The organism is Bacteroides sp. MSK.20.82 (assembly GCF_019052485.1).
GTDB lineage: Bacteria > Bacteroidota > Bacteroidia > Bacteroidales > Bacteroidaceae > Bacteroides > Bacteroides thetaiotaomicron.
This window is the reverse complement of record NZ_JAHQUN010000034.1, coordinates 15,873-34,492: the sequence shown is the minus strand read 5'-3', so window position 1 is coordinate 34,492 and position 18,620 is coordinate 15,873. Positions and strand designations below refer to the sequence as shown.

At 39.5% G+C, this 18,620-nt stretch carries 16 protein-coding genes; 10 read left to right on the top strand and 6 right to left on the bottom strand.

The genetic code is table 11. The annotated features are described in order from the left end of the window. The first annotated feature begins 8 nt into the window (after positions 1-8). The 6 genes from KTR07_RS20585 to KTR07_RS20560 all read left to right on the top strand — a co-directional run bounded on the left by KTR07_RS20585 (position 9) and on the right by KTR07_RS20560 (position 8,042). Positions 9-2,069, top strand: a complete 2,061-nt coding sequence (locus tag KTR07_RS20585; RefSeq protein WP_117981759.1) for a UvrD-helicase domain-containing protein — start codon at positions 9-11, stop codon at positions 2,067-2,069. A gap of 706 nt (positions 2,070-2,775) precedes the next feature. Next, positions 2,776-4,431, top strand: coding sequence for a lipopolysaccharide assembly protein LapB (locus KTR07_RS20580; protein ID WP_008761175.1), 1,656 nt, complete (start codon positions 2,776-2,778; stop codon positions 4,429-4,431). A gap of 162 nt (positions 4,432-4,593) precedes the next feature. Beyond that, positions 4,594-4,998 (top strand): hypothetical protein, encoded by a 405-nt coding sequence (locus KTR07_RS20575; protein WP_016269651.1) that lies wholly within the window; start codon positions 4,594-4,596, stop codon positions 4,996-4,998. A 12-nt stretch (positions 4,999-5,010) separates the two neighbouring features. Next, positions 5,011-6,297, top strand: a complete 1,287-nt coding sequence (locus tag KTR07_RS20570) for a leucine-rich repeat protein (RefSeq protein WP_048694876.1) — start codon at positions 5,011-5,013, stop codon at positions 6,295-6,297. Positions 6,298-6,542: 245 nt separating this feature from the next. Beyond that, positions 6,543-7,094, top strand: a complete 552-nt coding sequence (locus KTR07_RS20565; RefSeq protein WP_055220211.1) for a LemA family protein — start codon at positions 6,543-6,545, stop codon at positions 7,092-7,094. 15 nt (positions 7,095-7,109) lie between these two features. Beyond that, the gene (locus KTR07_RS20560) at positions 7,110-8,042 is read left to right on the top strand and encodes a DUF3137 domain-containing protein (RefSeq protein ID WP_117860391.1); all 933 of its coding nucleotides are present in this window, start codon (positions 7,110-7,112) and stop codon (positions 8,040-8,042) included. An 83-nt stretch (positions 8,043-8,125) separates the two neighbouring features. Here KTR07_RS20560 and KTR07_RS20555 read toward each other — a convergent pair whose 3' ends face one another. Both KTR07_RS20555 and KTR07_RS20550 read right to left on the bottom strand, forming a co-directional pair. Continuing rightward, positions 8,126-8,833 carry a TIGR02757 family protein gene (locus tag KTR07_RS20555; RefSeq protein WP_072067428.1) on the bottom strand — a complete coding sequence of 236 codons (708 nt, stop codon included), beginning with the start codon at positions 8,831-8,833 and terminating at the stop codon, positions 8,126-8,128. Positions 8,834-8,845: 12 nt separating this feature from the next. Further along, complete coding sequence (locus KTR07_RS20550; protein ID WP_113748220.1) at positions 8,846-10,168, bottom strand: MATE family efflux transporter; 1,323 nt, start codon at positions 10,166-10,168, stop codon at positions 8,846-8,848. 437 nt (positions 10,169-10,605) lie between these two features. On the opposite strand from KTR07_RS20550, the gene KTR07_RS20545 reads away from it, so the two are divergent. Both KTR07_RS20545 and KTR07_RS20540 read left to right on the top strand, forming a co-directional pair. After that, positions 10,606-11,916: a lysine-sensitive aspartokinase III gene (locus tag KTR07_RS20545; RefSeq protein WP_011108043.1), complete on the top strand. Its 1,311-nt coding sequence runs from the start codon at positions 10,606-10,608 to the stop codon at positions 11,914-11,916. A 33-nt stretch (positions 11,917-11,949) separates the two neighbouring features. Beyond that, entirely contained in the window at positions 11,950-12,750 is an 801-nt protein-coding gene (locus KTR07_RS20540) for a pyrroline-5-carboxylate reductase (protein WP_070750098.1), read from the top strand. A gap of 253 nt (positions 12,751-13,003) precedes the next feature. Here KTR07_RS20540 and KTR07_RS20535 read toward each other — a convergent pair whose 3' ends face one another. Next, entirely contained in the window at positions 13,004-13,228 is a 225-nt protein-coding gene (locus KTR07_RS20535) for a winged helix-turn-helix domain-containing protein (protein ID WP_055220199.1), read from the bottom strand. Between the two features lie 312 nt (positions 13,229-13,540). On the opposite strand from KTR07_RS20535, the gene KTR07_RS20530 reads away from it, so the two are divergent. After that, the gene (locus tag KTR07_RS20530) at positions 13,541-14,398 is read left to right on the top strand and encodes a GyrI-like domain-containing protein (RefSeq protein WP_070750099.1); all 858 of its coding nucleotides are present in this window, start codon (positions 13,541-13,543) and stop codon (positions 14,396-14,398) included. A gap of 121 nt (positions 14,399-14,519) precedes the next feature. On the opposite strand, the gene KTR07_RS20525 is transcribed toward KTR07_RS20530, so the two are convergent. Together KTR07_RS20525 and KTR07_RS20520 are read right to left on the bottom strand one after the other, a co-directional pair. Then, complete coding sequence (locus KTR07_RS20525; protein ID WP_011108047.1) at positions 14,520-14,885, bottom strand: VOC family protein; 366 nt, start codon at positions 14,883-14,885, stop codon at positions 14,520-14,522. Positions 14,886-14,978: 93 nt separating this feature from the next. After that, complete coding sequence (locus tag KTR07_RS20520; protein ID WP_055220194.1) at positions 14,979-15,782, bottom strand: helix-turn-helix domain-containing protein; 804 nt, start codon at positions 15,780-15,782, stop codon at positions 14,979-14,981. A gap of 210 nt (positions 15,783-15,992) precedes the next feature. Between KTR07_RS20520 and KTR07_RS20515 the strand changes: the two genes are divergently transcribed. Further along, a complete protein-coding gene (locus KTR07_RS20515; RefSeq protein WP_113748219.1) occupies positions 15,993-17,210 on the top strand; it encodes a TnsA endonuclease N-terminal domain-containing protein in 1,218 nt (405 codons plus the stop codon). Between the two features lie 51 nt (positions 17,211-17,261). Here KTR07_RS20515 and KTR07_RS20510 read toward each other — a convergent pair whose 3' ends face one another. Beyond that, positions 17,262-18,131, bottom strand: coding sequence for a hypothetical protein (locus KTR07_RS20510; protein WP_011108050.1), 870 nt, complete (start codon positions 18,129-18,131; stop codon positions 17,262-17,264). Positions 18,132-18,620 lie beyond the last annotated feature (489 nt).

Here is an 18,620-nt window from a genome sequence, read left to right as displayed (position 1 = left end):
ATTTATATATGATATTCAACGAAACAGAAGAGCAGGAAAAAGCATATTTGCAACAGGTGCTCAATATCATCAATGATACGATAAACAGCACAGACAAGTCTGTTAAAGAGCACATAGATACTCTGCAGGAATACAAAGATTATCTATGGTCCAATAAAGACATCGATCCTCATGAAATCCGTTCCATGCGTGAAAGTATACTGAATCATTTTGCACGAGGCGAAAATGTGATAGACAAACGCAATCGCCTGAGTAAGATATTGGATATTCCTTACTTCGGACGAATCGACTTTAAGGAAAATGGAAGCAGCGGCAAAAAACTTCCTGTATATATAGGTATACACACATTCTACGATTTCAAAAACAAAAGAAATCTGATATATGATTGGCGGTCACCTATTTCGGGTATGTTTTATGACTATGAGTCAGGTGAGGCCACTTATTCTTCTCCGTCAGGTGAAGTGCATGGAGAGATTTCACTCAAGCGTCAGTACCGCATTCGCAAAGGTAAGATGGAATATATGATTGAAAGTTCCGTCACTGTTCATGATGATATCCTGCAAAAAGAGCTCTGTTCCAATGCAGACGACAAGATGAAAAACATCGTTATGACCATCCAACGCGAACAAAACCGGATTATCCGCAACGAAGATACGCCCGTACTCATCATACAGGGAGTCGCCGGCTCGGGAAAAACGTCTATTGCCTTACACCGTATTGCTTACCTGCTCTATGCACAAAAAGGAAAAATTTCATCCAAAGACATTCTGATCATCTCACCTAATAAAGTATTTGCCGATTACATATCCAATGTCCTTCCGGAACTTGGTGAAACGACTGTACCGGAAACCAGCATGGAACAGATTCTCTCCACCGTCCTTGACAACAAATATAAGTTTCAGAATTTCTTCGGACAAGTCTCGGAACTACTGGAAAAGCCGGCTCCGGATTTTATCGAACGGATACAATACAAAGCTTCTTTCGAATTTGTTTCCCGACTCGACAAATTCATCCTCCATATGGAAAATCACTATTTCAGAGTGACTGATGTAAAACTCACCAAGTATATCACTATTCCCGCAGAATTCGTAGGGGAACAGTTCAAACGATTCCATCGTTACCCCATACGCCAACGATTTGAAACCATGACAGATTACATTCTGGAAATGATGAAAATCCAGTATAACCTTACAGTGACTACCGCTGAGAAAAATCTGCTGAGAAAAGAAATTAAGAATATGTTTTCAGGAAATAACGATCTCCAGATCTATAAAGACTTTTTCGAATGGGCCGGAAAACCTGAAATGTTCAAGATGCGAAAGAATCGTATGCTGGAATATGCAGATATGGCTCCCCTGGCTTATCTGCACCTCGCATTGGATGGAAATAAAACTCAAACTCATATCAGACATCTTCTGATAGATGAAATGCAGGACTATTCTCCCATACAATACAAGGTGATCCAAAAACTTTATCCCTGCCGGAAAACAATTCTTGGAGATGCTTCTCAATCTGTCAATCCCTATGGTTCTTCAACTGCTGCCATGATTCAAAAAGCGTTTACCACCGGAGAAGTAATGAAACTATGTAAGAGTTACCGCTCTACTTTTGAAATTACCAGTCTGGCACAGAAAATCCAGGCAAACAATGAACTGGAACCCATTATGCGACATGGAGAACAACCTGAAATTTTTCCATTCAAGAATGCAGAAGAAGAAACGACAGGCATTGTTAATTTGGTATCGGACTTCAGAAACTCCGGATATACATCTTTGGGAATAATCTGTAAAACAGAAACTCAGGCAAAAGCGCTTGCTCAGAAACTCCAAGTCCATACAGATAACATATCGTTTTTGTCAAGTCTAAGTTCAGCTTATACAAAAGGCATTGTTGTCACTTCCGCACACATGGCAAAAGGGTTGGAATTTGATGAAGTGATCGTTCCACAAGCTGATAATCAGAATTATCATTCCACCATAGATAAAAGTATGCTTTATGTGGCGGTGACAAGGGCGATGCATAAAATCACATTGACCTATAGCGGGATACCCAATCGGTTCATCGAATAATTCCCATCAAGATGGTGGTTATTTGCCCGTTTACCGCTTCTTTGCATATAGTATACCCTGGCTTAACCTGTTTATCAACTAAAGTTTGTGTATTATCTAACCGACATCTTCATCGTTCCACCCGGGTGAACAGTCTCTATCACCTAGGTGAATAAGCCAGTTCATTATTGTGCAATGATCTGTTCACCCGGGTGGAACGATGAAGATGTCGGTTAGATAACAGAATAAGATATATAGGATAACATCTAGGATACAGTGACTTAACATACAAACAACTGCTGGTTTTAAACAGATATAGCGGACCACATCTTATGTACTTACTTTGATGTGAGAGATAGCAATGAGAGATAACCGAAAACTAGTGGTTTTGATGGAAAAACAATGAGAGATACCTGTTCGGAAAGGTATCTCTCATTCATTATATTAATGATTGTCAGCATACTAGATATTCCACAGTGAGACCGTGAGACTAAAATTATTTTTTTTCTTTCTAGAAGAGTCTTTTTCCAATAATGACAAAGGATTCATTGTAACAGGCAAAAGCAGCACATACCGCTTTGATGATATTGGGGAACTGCCCTCTATGAATATGACAATGATGCATATGGAATCACAATGATAAAAAATAATGTGTCAATGCAGTCATCATTAAAAAAAGGCACTACTCCTTATTTCAAATCCGAGAGATTTTCACTACATTCACAGCATGAAATGCAGAATTATACTTGGACTATCAGCCATTCTCTTTTTTACAGGATGTTATAATAGAGAACATATTTCCCGGCTTGACGAGGCGGAAGCTCTGTTACAAAACAAGCCGGACAGTGCCTTGACAATATTAAAGCAGCTCAGACAGGAAGGCAGTCAGGCCGAACAGGCCAGATATGCCTTGCTTTACTCGGAAGCATTAGATAAAAACCATATTAAAGTAACGGATGATTCACTGATTCGCCAGGCTTGGAGCCATTATAAACACTATTCCAAAGATTTACGACACCAATGTAAGACTCTCTATTATTGGGGACGAATCAAACTACGGGCAGGAGACAAACCGGGAGCATTGCGCCTTTTTCTCAAAATAGAAGAGAAACTGAAAGACACCAATGAACCTTATTATACAGGACTGTTATACGGGCAAATCGGTGAAGTATATTATGAACAGATGAACTACAGCCGGGCTTATCATTATTTCCGTGAAGCCCGCAATAACTTCCGGCAGTCGGATAATGTACGTGAAGAAACGGAGTCAACACTTGATATGGCAGCCGCAGCTTTTCATTCGAAAGACATAGAGAAAGCAATGCGTCTCTACGCCGCCGCTCTTGATCTGGCCGACGAACAAAAGAACGATCACCTGGCAAAAGCCAGCCTCACGAACCTTGCCTCTCTTTATGTAGTATCGGGCAAGCGGCAAATTCCTCATGACTTGCTGCAACGCATCGAGCTTTCCGCCCGACAGGATACCCTGTACGGCTACCATACACTGGTAGATGTGAACCTTCTGAAAAATCGTATAGACAGCGCACGCTACTATCTGGCTCTCGCAGAAGCACAGACTACCGACATCCGTGACTTGGCCGACCTGCAATATACCGCATATCGTATTGAAGCACAAACCAGGAACTTTGAGAAAGCAACCGATAACATACATCGTTATATCTATCTGACTGATTCGCTGACACGCTCAAACATGCAGTTTTCCGCCGGCATGGTGGAACGCGAATATTTTAAAGAACGGACTGACTTTGCCGAATACCGGATGAAAAACCGTACTACCTGGGAAATCGCAGCAGCAACTGTAATCCTTCTGATGATAGGAGTGGCTTATTACATCACCCGCCAACGCCTGCGACTGCAACGCGAACGCACCGACCGCTATCTGCTACTGGCAGAAGAAGCTAATTCCGAGTATAAAACTCTGACCGAACGCATGGAAGGACAGCGCAATACTGAAAACCATCTAAAAGGATTGATAGCCTCTCGTTTTGACATTATCGACAAATTGGGAAAAACTTACTACGAACGCGAGAATACCGCATCACAACAGGCCGCCATGTTCCACGAAGTGAAACAAATAATCACCGATTTTGCAGAAAACAATGAAATGCTGCAAGAACTGGAGCTTATCGTAAATACCTGCCATGACAACGCCATGCAAAAACTCCGGAATGATTTCCCTGCAATGAAAGAAGCTGACATTCGGTTACTCTGCTATATCTTTGTAGGTTTTTCACCACAAGTAATAAGCCTGTTCATGAAAGATACGGTAGCCAATGTATATGCCCGGAAGTCACGACTTAAATCACGTATCAAATCAGCAGAGACTGCTAACAAGGACCTGTTTTTATCACTTTTCGGATAGGTGTTAGGCCAGTGTTAGAAATCTGAGAACCCATTCAAAATAACTATCTGAATATCAACACTATTAAAACACCAGTGTTAGATTTACAAGATCGTACCATAACTCAAAAATGATACGATCTTACTACTTTTGCATTCGAAAAAATTGAAAAAAGAGAAGATTATGAGAAAGATTGTTATTCTGCTAGGTATCATACTTTTTATGATAGCGTGCGAAAAAGGAAACGAAGAAGTGAGAGAAGCTAAAGTAGTGGTTGTCGTTTATGATGAAAATGGAAAAATTGCAACGGGTATTCCCGTAAAGATGTATAATGAAAAAGATTATAAAGTTTTTGAGAAAGATAATCTGACCTTACCTACTGCGGTTGCCCGAACCAATGAAAGCGGGATAGCCACCTTTATTTTACCGCAAGAAGAATGGTTCGCAGCACAGTCGCAGCGGTTCTTTACGTTCGTGGTACAAGAAGGTGGCGGACCTGATAACTACCAGATATGGTCTTCCGGCAGAACCGTAGAAGCAGGTAAGGTAGTGAAAATAGAAATACGTTTAACCCAATTCCCTAACTAAGCTTTTATCACAATGAAACAAACTAAACTTAATATATTAATAGTACTTTGCCTGCAAATGATGACAGGACTTACATTACTGAGTTGCAGCACTGAAAACGATGAATTCAAGAAGGAACTGCCTCCAACGGAGCAACCATCTGAACCCACAGGAGCCTTACTTGAACGTTTTTCCATAGACCAGCTGCCTGCAAAAACGATTTATGCATTAGGAGAGAGTATAGACTTAACTGGACTCAAAGTGACAGGTGAATATGATGATGGGAAACAACGGTCCGTGAATGTTGCCCCAAAACAGATCAGTGGTTTCTCGTCATCTGTCCCTGTCGACAAACAGGAAGTGACCATAACAATAGAAGGAAAGCAGAAAAGCTTTACTATTCAGGTGGCGCCTGTCCGTGTGGAAAACGGAGTTCTGACAGAAGTCCTGAAAGGGTACGATGAAATCATACTCCCCAACAGCGTGAAATCCATTCCTAAAAACGCTTTCAACGGCAGTAAAATAAACAAGGTGACACTCAATGAGGGACTGAAATCCATCGGAGATATGGCTTTCTTCAATTCAACTATTCAGGAAGTTATATTTCCCTCGACTCTGGAACAGCTTGAGGAAAACATATTCTACTATTGCTATCACCTTAAAAAAGCAGATTTAAGCCGGACTAAACTCACTAAACTTCCCGCAAGCACCTTTGTATATGCGGGCGTTGAAGAAGTGTTATTACCTGCTACGTTGACAGAAATCGATGCACAGGCATTCCTCAAGACGTCTCAACTGAAAACGATTGAGATTCCGGAGAACGTCAGAACAATCGGGCTGGAAGCATTCCGGGAAAGTAGCATTACAACCGTGAAGTTACCGAATGGTGTTACAAACATAGCGCAAAGAGCCTTTTATTACTGTCCGGAATTAACGGAAGTGACAACTTACGGAACTGTTTTCAATGATGATCCCGAAGCTATGATTCACCCTTACTGTCTGGAAGGATGTCCCCAATTAACACGTTTCGAAATTCCACAAAGTATCCGGATATTGGGACAAGGATTATTGGGCGGTAACAGAAAAGTCACTCAACTGACCATTCCGGCAAATGTGACACAGATTAATTTTTCAGCATTCAATAACACAGGTATCAAAGAAGTCAAGGTAGAAGGGATAACACCCCCACAAGTATTTGAAAAGATATGGTACGGATTTCCGGATGACATTACTGTCATTCGTGTTCCCGCCGAATCTGTAGAGAAATATAAAACCGCAGCCGGTTGGCAAGACTACACAAACAAAATACAAGCGTCCTGATGGTTTCTCTGAATTTTCGGTTATCATTGTAAAAGTCGATTCCACATCCGCTTTTTTTGATGATAATCGGAAATTCTTTTTTATTCGGTTTCTGTCAGATATATTCAGTAAATATTCCGCTATATATTCTTCTTTACTCCCAAATACTGTTCTATTTTCCAGTTTTATTCTTTATCTTTGACGCAATAAAACTACTTCGAATTCACAAATATAGAAAACGGCAAGAGGATGCCAGACATATAGTTATGACTATACTAATTATTATAGCTGTAGTAGTAGTGATTTTCATCGCTATTTACAACTCACTAGTGCGAAAAAGAAATGAGACGGAAAATGCTTTCGCAGCCATCGACGTAATGCTGAAAAAGAGATACGACTTGATTCCTAATCTGGTAACTACAGTCAAAGAATATGCAGAACATGAAAAAAGCACATTCGCACAGATTACGGAAATGCGCAACAAGTCGTACGCATCTTTCTCTAATCAGGATAAAGAAAATCTGGACTCTGCTTTCTCACAAGCCTGTACACACTTTTTTGCCATTGCAGAAAACTATCCGCAACTGAAAGCGTCTGAAAACTTCGAACAGCTACAACGCGCGCTTAACGAAACTGAAGAGCAGCTCTCGGCGGCACGCCGGACTTTTAACGCTTGCGTCACTGACTATAATAATGCAGTACAGACTTTCCCGTCAAATCTGTTGGCCGGTATGTTCGGTTTCACACGCAAAAACGTATTCTCCATTTCCGAACAGGAACGTACTGTTCCGAATGTGAATAACTTGTTGAATCAGTAAAAAACAATATATAATATGGCAGAAAGTCCGCAATTTGAGACATTGGCACAAAGTCTTTCCTCTACTCTGCAAAGTCTTGAACAGAAACGCAAAGAACTAAAAAAGCAAGGACATTCCACCGGAATATGGGTAGGAGGGATTATTCTCGTGATTGGTATTGCATTTTCCCTTTATGCCAATGCCGCACTTATTGGAGTCGGCATTGCGGCAGGCCTTGCTTTGTTGGCATACTACAGTTGTATAAATGCCAAATCGCAGGAGTTATCCACCTATTATAAACAGGAAGTAATCGCACAAGTATTACAATCTTTTTGTGAAAATGCCGTCTTCACACCCGAAGAGGGAATCAAGGAAAGTACATTCCGAAACTGTGCCCTGTTCACTTCTCCCGACCGTTATCATACAGAAGATCTGATACAGGGACGTGTAGGAAAAACGGACTTCTGCTGTGCGGAAATTCATGCCGAAGAAAGAAAAACACGTGTCAATTCAAAAGGACAGACAAGTCATTATTGGGTAGATATCTTTAAAGGTTTCTTTTTCATTGCCGATTTTCAGAAAGACTTTCAGGGACATACCACTATCTTAAGGAATAGCCTGTTCAAACTAAGCTCCAGCGGTTCGCGGGTAAAACTAGAAAATCCGGATTTCGAGAAAACATTCGATGTTTACTCTACAGACCAGATTGAAGCACGCTATCTTCTTTCTCCTTCAATGATGGAACGACTTCTTGCACTAGACAGAGAATTCAATAAGAACATCACAATTAGTTTCAGAGATTCAAATATCCTGATAGCTATTCCCGAATCAAGAAATCATTTTGAAGCCAGCATCTGGAAACCGATGGATGACCTTAGCCAGCTCAAAAACGATTTCAGCATGATTCATGCATTGGTCTCTATTGTAGAGGACTTAAATCTTAATACACGAATCTGGAGCAAAAAATAAAAACGAATCAGCAGAAACAGAACCCGTTTTATATGTCGGACTTAATAGAGGTTTGATTGATACTTCTATAAAGCTTCTGCAACTCAAATCTCCCCGTTGACTCCTAATCCAAATAAAGCAAAATCACCCAGGCAAGGATCATCCGGAAAGACTTCAGCCAATGCAGCGGTGATCCGACGGGCATTCTTCAAAGAAAAAGTTTCCGTATCCGTCAACTTGAAATAATAAGCTACCCTACAGACATGAGTATCTAACGGAACAATCAGGTCTTTACGGTCAAAACTCTCCCAAATACCCAAATCAACCTCTGAATCCCGACGAATCATCCAACGTAAAAACATATTCAGTTTCTTTTGAGGACTTTTGGCTGAAACTTCAAGAAATGCACATAACTTCTCCATAGGTATTCCGGAATATACCTTCAAAGCATCTTCCAAAGTTCCGAACTGCGTATAGGCCGTATATAACCGACGGAAGTATCCATGAAAATCAGCATACGACAGCATCCGATAAAAACTATGGGTTGCCCCGGAAGGAAAATCTTCCTCCCACCGACGGGATAATACATATTGATAAGGTGAAGTTCCCATTAGCTTATGCAGTTCTTCCGCTTTCTTCAATATCTGCTTGCGATTGCCAAAACTCATAATTGCCGTCAGCAGTCCGCTAATCTCTATATCTTGTTTCAGCGTATAACGATGAGGGAACTGTACCGGATCACTTGCGATAAAGCCTGCACAATGGTACACCTCTGCACACATCAAAAGTTTATTCTTTATATCTTCAGTCATTTCGAGAAAGTATCAATCATTGAAAGTACAAAAGTACATATTCCGTTTGGATTTCCTCTTCAAGTACAGAATGGATTGTATTCCCAATAGAATAACGAACAGATATTCTGCCGTCATATACACCCACAAAGATGCATGAAAACACTCGCTCAGCAGATATAGATAAATCAGATAGATCAGGATAGTAGCCAGTTGAAAGACAAAGGCAAGCCTCGTCTTCCCCGTTCCTGTAACAGCATTGATATAAACATATCCGGGCAATGCAAACACATAATTCAACAACATGACTATAAAAGGCCAAAAAGCAAGTTTGACTAAATAATCGTTATTCGTATAAAATCCGATGATCCATTGATTGCCCCAAAGAGCTGTCAGTATCAATGGAAGCCCCACCATATAGCCTAATCTGAGAACTTTGCGGCAAACGGGAAAAAGTTCCTTCCCCTGTCCTCCCCCGATCAGATTGCTAACTAACGATCCGGTAGTAGAAGCGAAAGAATTGACTATCACAAAAAAGAGGGTAGACACACTTCGGGTAATATTGGAAATAGCAAGTTCTGTCTTCCCCAAATGTTCAATAGCCACAAAAAACAAAAACCAGGGAGCGACACTGATAAAAGCATGAAGCATACTCCATACGGACAGTTGCAGTAGTTTCATCAGCAATCTGCCATCATAGACGGCACTCAGACCATATTTTTTCTTATCTACCGTTTTACACATATATAACAAGAGTATGAGAAACGCTCCAAACTCAGCAATGGAGGAGGCCATCGCTGCTCCGGATATGCCCATATCTAGTTTGAATATCAGTAAATAGTTGAAAGGAATATTGATACAGACTGCCGTAAGAGCTGCTCCGGAGAGGAGTTTAGTATTCGTGACCCCAACCAGGAAAGCCCGGAAAGCTAAGAAAGGAAACGAAAATAACAATCCGAAACTACGCCAGTTCAGGTAACGGATCACAGCCTGATAAATTTCATCAGAAGTAATCAGCTGTTGCAGAATAAACGGAGAAACAAGATGTATCAGCAGACAAAGCATGATTGCCATCACCATCAGAAAATATAATCCCTGAAAGAAGGTACGCCCTGTTTCTTTGTAATGCTGCTCCCCATTTCTTCGGGCAATCATAACCTGCAGACCAATGCTGAATCCAAATCCCAGCATATAAATCGCTAAATAATATATTCCCGCAAGTGCGGATGCTCCCAATTCGATTTCTCCTACGTGTCCTAAAAAGACAGCATCGGTAATGTTGATTAATTGCTCCATTAGAATGCTCATCATCACAGGAAAGTTGATGAGCCATATTTGCTTATATGTATATTTCATTGCTCAACTAAAAATAGCACGATACAGCATACTACACTCATAGCAGTACACAGTTTCGTAAATTCATAAAAATGGGTATAAAAACTCTTTGGCAAGCGGGTCGTTGCTTACCGGATAGCTGAATAGCCTGATTAGAAAGGATGCTATTCGTTGAGCGTAGCTATATACAGAGTTTCATAAATAGATGGATATACTATTAGTTCATTAATCACGCTACAAAGATAGTCATTTTTATATCATCTCCTAATATGGTATGGTATTAGCAGATTACATCTAGTAATGGACTGCTTCAGAAGCGGGAATAATAGAATTAATAATTTGATTCTGAACAACATACCTGATAATCAAATAGCAGATCGATGGCAACAGACCATCTCTATTTGAAAAAAGGCATATCATTTTGAAAAGATCAGTAACCAATAAATTATCAGATAACAATGAAAGTTTGCAAATTTGAAAAAATGAAAGAAGAGGATGAAATCAGACAAGTAATCAATTACATCCTAAAGGAACATCCTTACGTAGTTGTGGTTCCGACACTGACGCAACTACAAGAATGGCTGCAGGATATTTCTATCAGCTGGTTTCACGAAGAAGACAGTGCTTCGCATACAACAATCAATAATATCGAAGAATATTGCTGCACACTGGCAGATCACCTCATAACAGATTTGCCACTAAATACGGATATAAAGAAATATATCCGGGAATGTATCGAAAAGATGCACAAACTGGTGGAGGACAAAGCCGATTTATTAATTGATAAAATAATAAAAGCCGAAATATACCGGTTATCCGGAGAATTGTTTGCCTGCTGCCTGCGTCAGCATGGACTGAATGCCCGCACATTGGATACCGGTACTTTTATGCAGATGAATCTGGAAAGGAAACCGGATATCCCCTACATTCAGGAATCTATCAGGCAGTATATCAATGAGAATCGGGATACTGACATTTTCATCGCTCCTCTTTCCTTATGCAAAAATGTATATGGCGAAATTGATTTCATGAATGAGAAGCGTAATGATTATTATGCTACCGTACTCGCCAGCATATTCGAAGCAGACGAAATCATTCTGTCAACCGAACTCACGAATATCTATGCCAACCGGAACTGTGCCAGGGAACAACATTCTCTGACCTACACCGAAGCCGAACAGTTGATTAACAGTGGAGTACACTTAATTTATACAGACTGTATCACTCTTGCAGCCCGTTCCAATATCGTTATCCGCTTAATAGACACCCATGACCTGGAAACAGAACGGCTCTACATCTCTTCCCATGATACGGAAAGCAGTGTTAAAGCCATTATTGTCCAAGACTCAGTGACGTTTGTACGCTTCACGTCATTGAACGTCCTGCCCGGCTATTTACTCATGGGCAAATTACTGGAAGTCATTAATAAATATCAGATAAACGTTATCTCAATGGCCTCATCCAATGTTTCTGTCTCCATGATTCTGACAGCCAGTCGTGATACCCTGCGAATAATTCAAAGAGAACTGCACAAATACACAGAAATGGTTGTTGACGAAAATATGTCCGTAATACATATCATAGGATCACTTCATTGGGAACGTACGCAACTGGAAAGTAACATCATGGAAACAATCAGGCATATCCCCATATCACTGATTTCTTATGGCGGCAGCGATCATTGTTTCACAATATCAGTTCACACGGCTGATAAGAAGCAATTACTCAATTCGCTGTCACAGCGTTTTCTTGAAAGACTTTCAGCCTGATTAACAAAGTAATAAATACAAATCCATAAAAACATGAAAATTACAATTATAGGAGCCGGAAACATAGGGAGCGCAGTTGCTGCCTGTCTGGCAAAAGGACATCTCTACAACGAAAAAGATATTATCATTTCTACCCCTCATACAGACAAGCTAGAAAATCTGCACAAACAATTTCCTGCGATACGCATAATGACAGAGAATCAGTATGCCATATCGGAAGCCGACATTATTATTCTGGCTGTCAAACCATGTATAGTAGACGAAGTATTATCTCCGTTACGATTCTCACGCACCCAAATCCTGGTTTCACTGGTAACCGGAATATCCATTTCTCACCTGGCACATTTATCGGAAACCGAAATGCCTATATTCCGGGTTGTTCCAAACATCGCCATTACGGAACATTCGAGCCTGACCCTGATAACTTCACGCAAAGCCGGCAAAGAACACCAGCAACTCATAAAACAGACATTTGAAGAAGGAGGAAAGTGTTTGTTCGCAGAAAAGAAACAGCTGGATATCATTTCTGCATTAACTTCCAGTGGAATCGCTTTCGCATTAAAATATATTCATGCAGCCATGCAAGCCGGCATAGAATTGGGTATCTCCGCTGAAGATGCAATGCGAATGACGGCATATAGCATGGAAGGAGCTACAGAACTGATTTTAAATCACGACACCCACCCGCTGTTAGAAATAGAAAAAGCAGCCACTCCCGGTGGAGCCACCATTAAAGGATTGAATGAACTGGAGCACAGGGGATTTACTTCCGCCGTTATTCATGCCATAAAAAGTAGCGCCACAGTATCGACCGATAAAGAGACTGAAGAATAGACAAACGATCCCCTAAATTTTCACGCACATAATTTCGCACTAATATAAAGTATATATTTTTCATATAAAGAAGAAGATACTAACAGCATTATTATACGTTTATTATACATTAAAAAGAGTTACCCTATACACAGAGTAACTCTTTCTAAATTCAGTTCTTCAGGTTCAGATTTAACTTACGATACTTTATATCGACAATTCTTTACTTATAAGTTAATGGAACTTCAAAGATGTTCACGAACAGCATTCTTTATTATCCAAAGCTAAAAGGGAAAGTGCTTTCATCAGATAAAGCAATTAATCCATTTTTCCGCTGGATACAAATTTTGTTCTCTCTCGCCAGCCAACCGGCGGCTAATGCTGTACTCTCTACGCTAAGGTTTAATCTTCTCGCCAATTCTGGTATCGAAATTTCACCAATTTCTTTCAGGGCACACCAGACCTTGCCGGCATTGTTCCCTACTACTCTTTTATCCATGGCTATTCTCTATTAATAATTCGAAACTAAGATAGCTATTTTAATAATAGTTCATAACATATTCTCTTATTTTATTTAATAGATTGACATTATTTAAAGATTCAAAAAAGAATCGGGTTCAAACAGTTAAATATTCGGTCATATTTTATACTAAAGCACCATTCTGGAATACTCAAAATCATCAAATAAATTCATAGCGTAACTAAAAGAGAATCAACAGGTTTTATTAAAAAAAATGAATAATAGCAATATCGGACAAGTTCGTTCCCTTTTTTACCAATACCTTTGCGAAGTGAAATACCAAAAGAAGTTATGCAACAGAAGAAAACAACCAAAGAAGAGTATCAAAAGTGCGTAAATGTTGTGGTGGAATATATCAATCAACATTTAGGAGAAGACATTGATTTGAAATCGCTGGCCAGGATATCAAACTTTTCTCCTTTTTATTTTCACCGGATTATGAAAGCATTCCTCGGTGAACCGATCGGTACCTTTATTGTCCGGACGCGGACAGAAGCAGCCGCACGTTTATTGCGCTATTCGGATATTCCAATTGCCGATATTGCCTATCGCATCGGATATTCATCCCCTTCTTCCTTGTCGAAAGTGTTCAGACAGTTTTATGGTATTTCTCCTTTAGAGTATCGAAACAATAAAAACTTTGTAATTATGAAACCAGCGATTATCAGGCCAGACTTGGAACTGAAAAGTGAAATTAAGAGTATACCTGCACGCAATGTTATTTATATCCGCCTGTCCGGTGACTACAAACTGAATGACTACGGAGGGACATGGGGACGTCTGTGGCAGTTCATCAAAGAACAAAAGCTGCCGATGGGAGATTTCAGCCCGCTCTGCATCTATCACGATGACCCCAAAGTGACACCAGCCGAAAAATTGCGCACCGATGTATGTATGGTGATGCCCGTACAGGTAGCTCCCAAAGGAGATGTAGGATTCAAGACACTTCCGGCAGGACGTTATGCAATCTTCTTATATAAAGGTCCGTATGACAATCTGCAAGCGGTATATGATACTATCTATGGAAAATGTCTGCCCGAAATGGAATGTACGCTACGCGATGAACCCAGTGCCGAACGCTATCTGAACAATCCGTGCGAAACCGCTCCCGAAAAGCTGTTGACAGAGATTTATATTCCGGTAGAATAAGAAAGATTTAAAAATAAATGAGACTGCATCCATAAAAAATGCAGTCTCATTCTACTTTCGCTCATCATTACCCATCAGAGGGCAACTACGCCGGACAGATAATCTTCCTCTCTTCTATCTGTTATTTATCAGCGTAAAGCCCTACTCTGTTTCCCTCGCTATCCGCAAACAAGGCAAACCAGCCTCTGCCCTCTACTTCGATTTTCGTCTTGGGCATCATGATTTTTCCACCTTTCCGAAGGACTTTTTCCAGTGTCTGATCGATGTCTTCACAATTAAAAGAGATAATCACTCCTTTTTCCGAAGGAAGATAATCGGGAGCATGAAAAATAGCGCCGACCGTTTCACCTTCTTCCGTGAAACACGCCATCTTCTCCTCTTCACATTCAAAAACCGGAAGCTGTACCCCAAACACTGTTTCATAGAAATCGACAGCCCGGTGAAAATCAACTGTAGGAATCTCAAAAAATGCAATAAACTTTTTCATTTCGTTCTTTTTTATGGTTATTATTGAGCCTTTGCAAAGACACTGCAAAAGTAAGGGATGCCACAAAGCTCTGATAGGAAAAAAAAGACATTTTCAAAGTTCCGAGAAGTAATCGGAATAAGGAGCACAAACAGAAAGATATTCTGCAGGCGTATAGCCGGAAAATAGTTTGAATTCCTTAATCATGTGGGACTGGTCGGAGTATCCACACTCATAGGCCACTTGTACAAAAGGCAGAGTCGCATCCTGTTGCAACAGAAATAAAGCACGTTGCATACGCACAATACGAAGATATTCCTTAGGAGTCGTACCGACATAATCGGCAAAAACACGTCCGAACTGCTTGCTACTCAAACAAGCCGCCTCCGACAATTGAGGAATATTTATTTGTGGTTGAAGATTGATTTCCTGAAAGACAGCAGACATCCTCTTCAGGTTATACCCGGAAAAAGTATATAAACGACGAAGAAAAAACTGCTCTATCAGACGGATACAGACTATATTATCAGAAGTATCAGTGACTTGCTTCGCCAAATCTGAAAGTTCGACATCTTCCACTTCATCCATCGCTACATCCTTCCCATGAAACAAGTGAACGGGAATGTGGAGCAAGGCTTTCGCTGCATAAGGTTGAAAAACAACCGTAATCATCTCTATCCTACCCGTCGACAACACATCGGAGAATCCGACCGACTGTCCGCAAATAAAAGACTGTGGCTGCAACTTTGAATCATTCTGCAGGAAGAGTTGTTTCCCTTTATGAAAAACAAGTTGCATACAACCGATGGGCAAAGTCCGTTCGGAAACAGGAACTGCTGCATCATCCTGCAATATCCAATAATGGCGGATGTAAGGCGATAGCACAGGAACGGGCTTTATAATCTGAAATGACTGCATATGGCAAAGATATCACTTTTTTAATTATGGAAGCAAAAGTAGATAGTCTCTTTGAATCTGTATTGTAAAAAAGAGACATTTAATTATTAAATCAAACCTAAAGAATTATCCTTCTGTTAAAATGATAAAAAGAATAGAAGTATTTATGTCTTTTTTCTTTTTTATTGTCTAATATTGTTCTCTATTAATACACACAATACATAAAACCATATGGATGCTCAAGGACTTCGTCTCATAACTGCTCTTAAACTGTGCATACTAGCCACTAAAAAAGATGGTACACCTTTATATAGTGACAGAGAGCAATACATCTTCTCCGAATTATATGGTTTGGAAGGAAACGAAATACAAAATATGATAAGTTTGGGAGATAAATTAGGACTTAGTCGTGAAAGAATCCGTCAATTAAAAGTAAAAGTATTCAAGAAATTCGGAATTTTAAGAAAAAGAAATATCCCAGCCATCATTGACATTGATAATCTATTGACTAATAATCACCAGATCAATCTTGATGAAGTACACAATTTTGCTTGCTACTTAAAAAAATTTCAAGAAAGCCATCTGTCTGAATATCCCATAGAAACTCTTTTTGATCTAGCTCAACTTTACTTTAAACAGGATTATTCCATTATCAAAACCTGGAAAAGAGAAATCAAAGAAACAAGCACAATCTTTCCCAAAAAGCAAAATTCACAATTGACAGATATTACAAACAAAATTATATGGTTTGATCATGTGAAGTCATGGACTCTTGAAGAAATCCACCAAATAACTCCTCATAGAAACTATGACCCAAACAAAAAATATTTAGAATCAGAAGCTGGAGAGTTCTATAGTAATAAACTTCAAAGAAATGTTTTTTACGAATCGATGCTTGAGAAAAAATTCTATAAACGTTTAGAAAAATCACATGAGGTTATTTATTATGTCGAACAAGGCATTACAATCACATACGATAGAGGAAAATATACCCCTGATGCTATAGTCTTCCTTGATGATGGGAAAGGTTTCGTTGTAGAAATTAAGCCTTTGACCGAAATGGCCAACCAATCTGTACAAAAAAAATTCAAGGCATTACTTGATTTTTGTGAAGAAACAGGTCTTGGAGCTACTTTAACAGATGGGCGTACAGATATCAATCATATATTCGAAACTATTCCAAATCTCGCTTTCGAAGAAAGCATCTTGCAATCTTTGAAAGAATTTAAGAAACTTACTTATGGTAAAGTAAACGAATTAAAAAATAAATATCAAGTAACGACTATACATCTGCTACAATGCATTATAAAAAATAATTTATCCTATAACTCCATGCCGACACTTATTTGGAAAACTAAAAAGCCCATTATATGTGATTTACTTTTAAGTCCTGAAAATAAGATGTTATTAAAAGGATCGACAGATATTATCAATAACGACAAAACATAAAATATGCCTCGCCTGGGTATAATATAATAGCCAGGCAAGGGGTCTTATTTTTCAAATAACAGAAAGCCCGTATTCATAGGCTTCTGACATCGCCTGATATTCTTTGTCCGAATATGCACCTTTACTTCTTGCCTTCTGCATATCATTCATAAAGGACTTAACGGTAGAAAGGAAGCTCTGAAAATTCTTCAGTTCTTCATCATAACCTGTAACAGCCGGAATTTTTTCCGCAGCCTTCAGTTCCTTCTCCAACTCCGCCATTTTCAAATCAATCCGTACTCCGTCCATTGCATGTTTGCGGGAATACAAATTCATTATGCTCTGCACCGTGCCTGACATCTTGCGCATCGCCATTATCTGATCTTTCAACGGCTCATCAGCCAAAAGTTCACTCTCCGCTTGTTCGGTCAAAGGACTTAGGATATCAAAAATCACTTGCTTATACTCGGACAGTTCTACGCTCAACTTATAGTTTTCATCCAAAAGCTGAGCCGTTTTTGCTGTATCTTTCGACTTCTTATAAGCTAGAAATTTATTGAAGTTATCATAGAACTGTGTCCGCACATTAAACAATCCGGCATAATTCTGCTTTAGATTCTGACGGACTTCAGGATTAAAATAGTCTCCCGGGTCCAACAATTCCGCTGTATCACGGGCAGCTATTTCCGGAGGTGCAATCGGGTCAACTTCAGGCACTTTCCCTGTCTGTTCCATGTATCCCAACACAGCATTTATATCTTTCGCATTAGCCACATGCCTCAATACAGCGAGCGACATATGATAATAATTGATCACCTTACTGGCATCATCCAATTCCTCCGTACTTTCCGAGGATACAGTCTGCTTTTTACTTCCCCCCGAACAGGAAGACAACAGCAAAGCACCGACCAGTGCTCCAAACAATAAAAATTTCTTTTTCATAATGTTCTCCTTATTAGTTACTTTCCGTACTATAACAATAAAAAACGATTTTTGTTATGTACAAACAATAGGTATCACATACACTTACAACGGTGGAAAAATTCAAGATGCTATTAACGATGATTAAAGAATAAACAATTATCGACGTATAAAAACAAAAAATGGCTACTCATCACGAGCAACCAATCTTTTGTTAACCTTAAATCTAATACTTATGAAAAAAACACAGTACAAATATACCACCTTTCAAGTAAATAGCAAATTTCAGAGCCGAATCGGACGATAATATAACACGGTTTAAGACTCTCGGAAGCGCATTAACATTTCAGACTTTTCGTGTTAACATTTAACATATTCATTCACAGTTCCTGCTTAAAGAAATTCTTGAAAAAGCAACTAAGTCCGCTTTTTCAAGAATTTCGCATTAATCCTTTTTCAGTATACTCTATTCTCCCTCCTATCCGTACTATTGATTATTTTTCATCACGG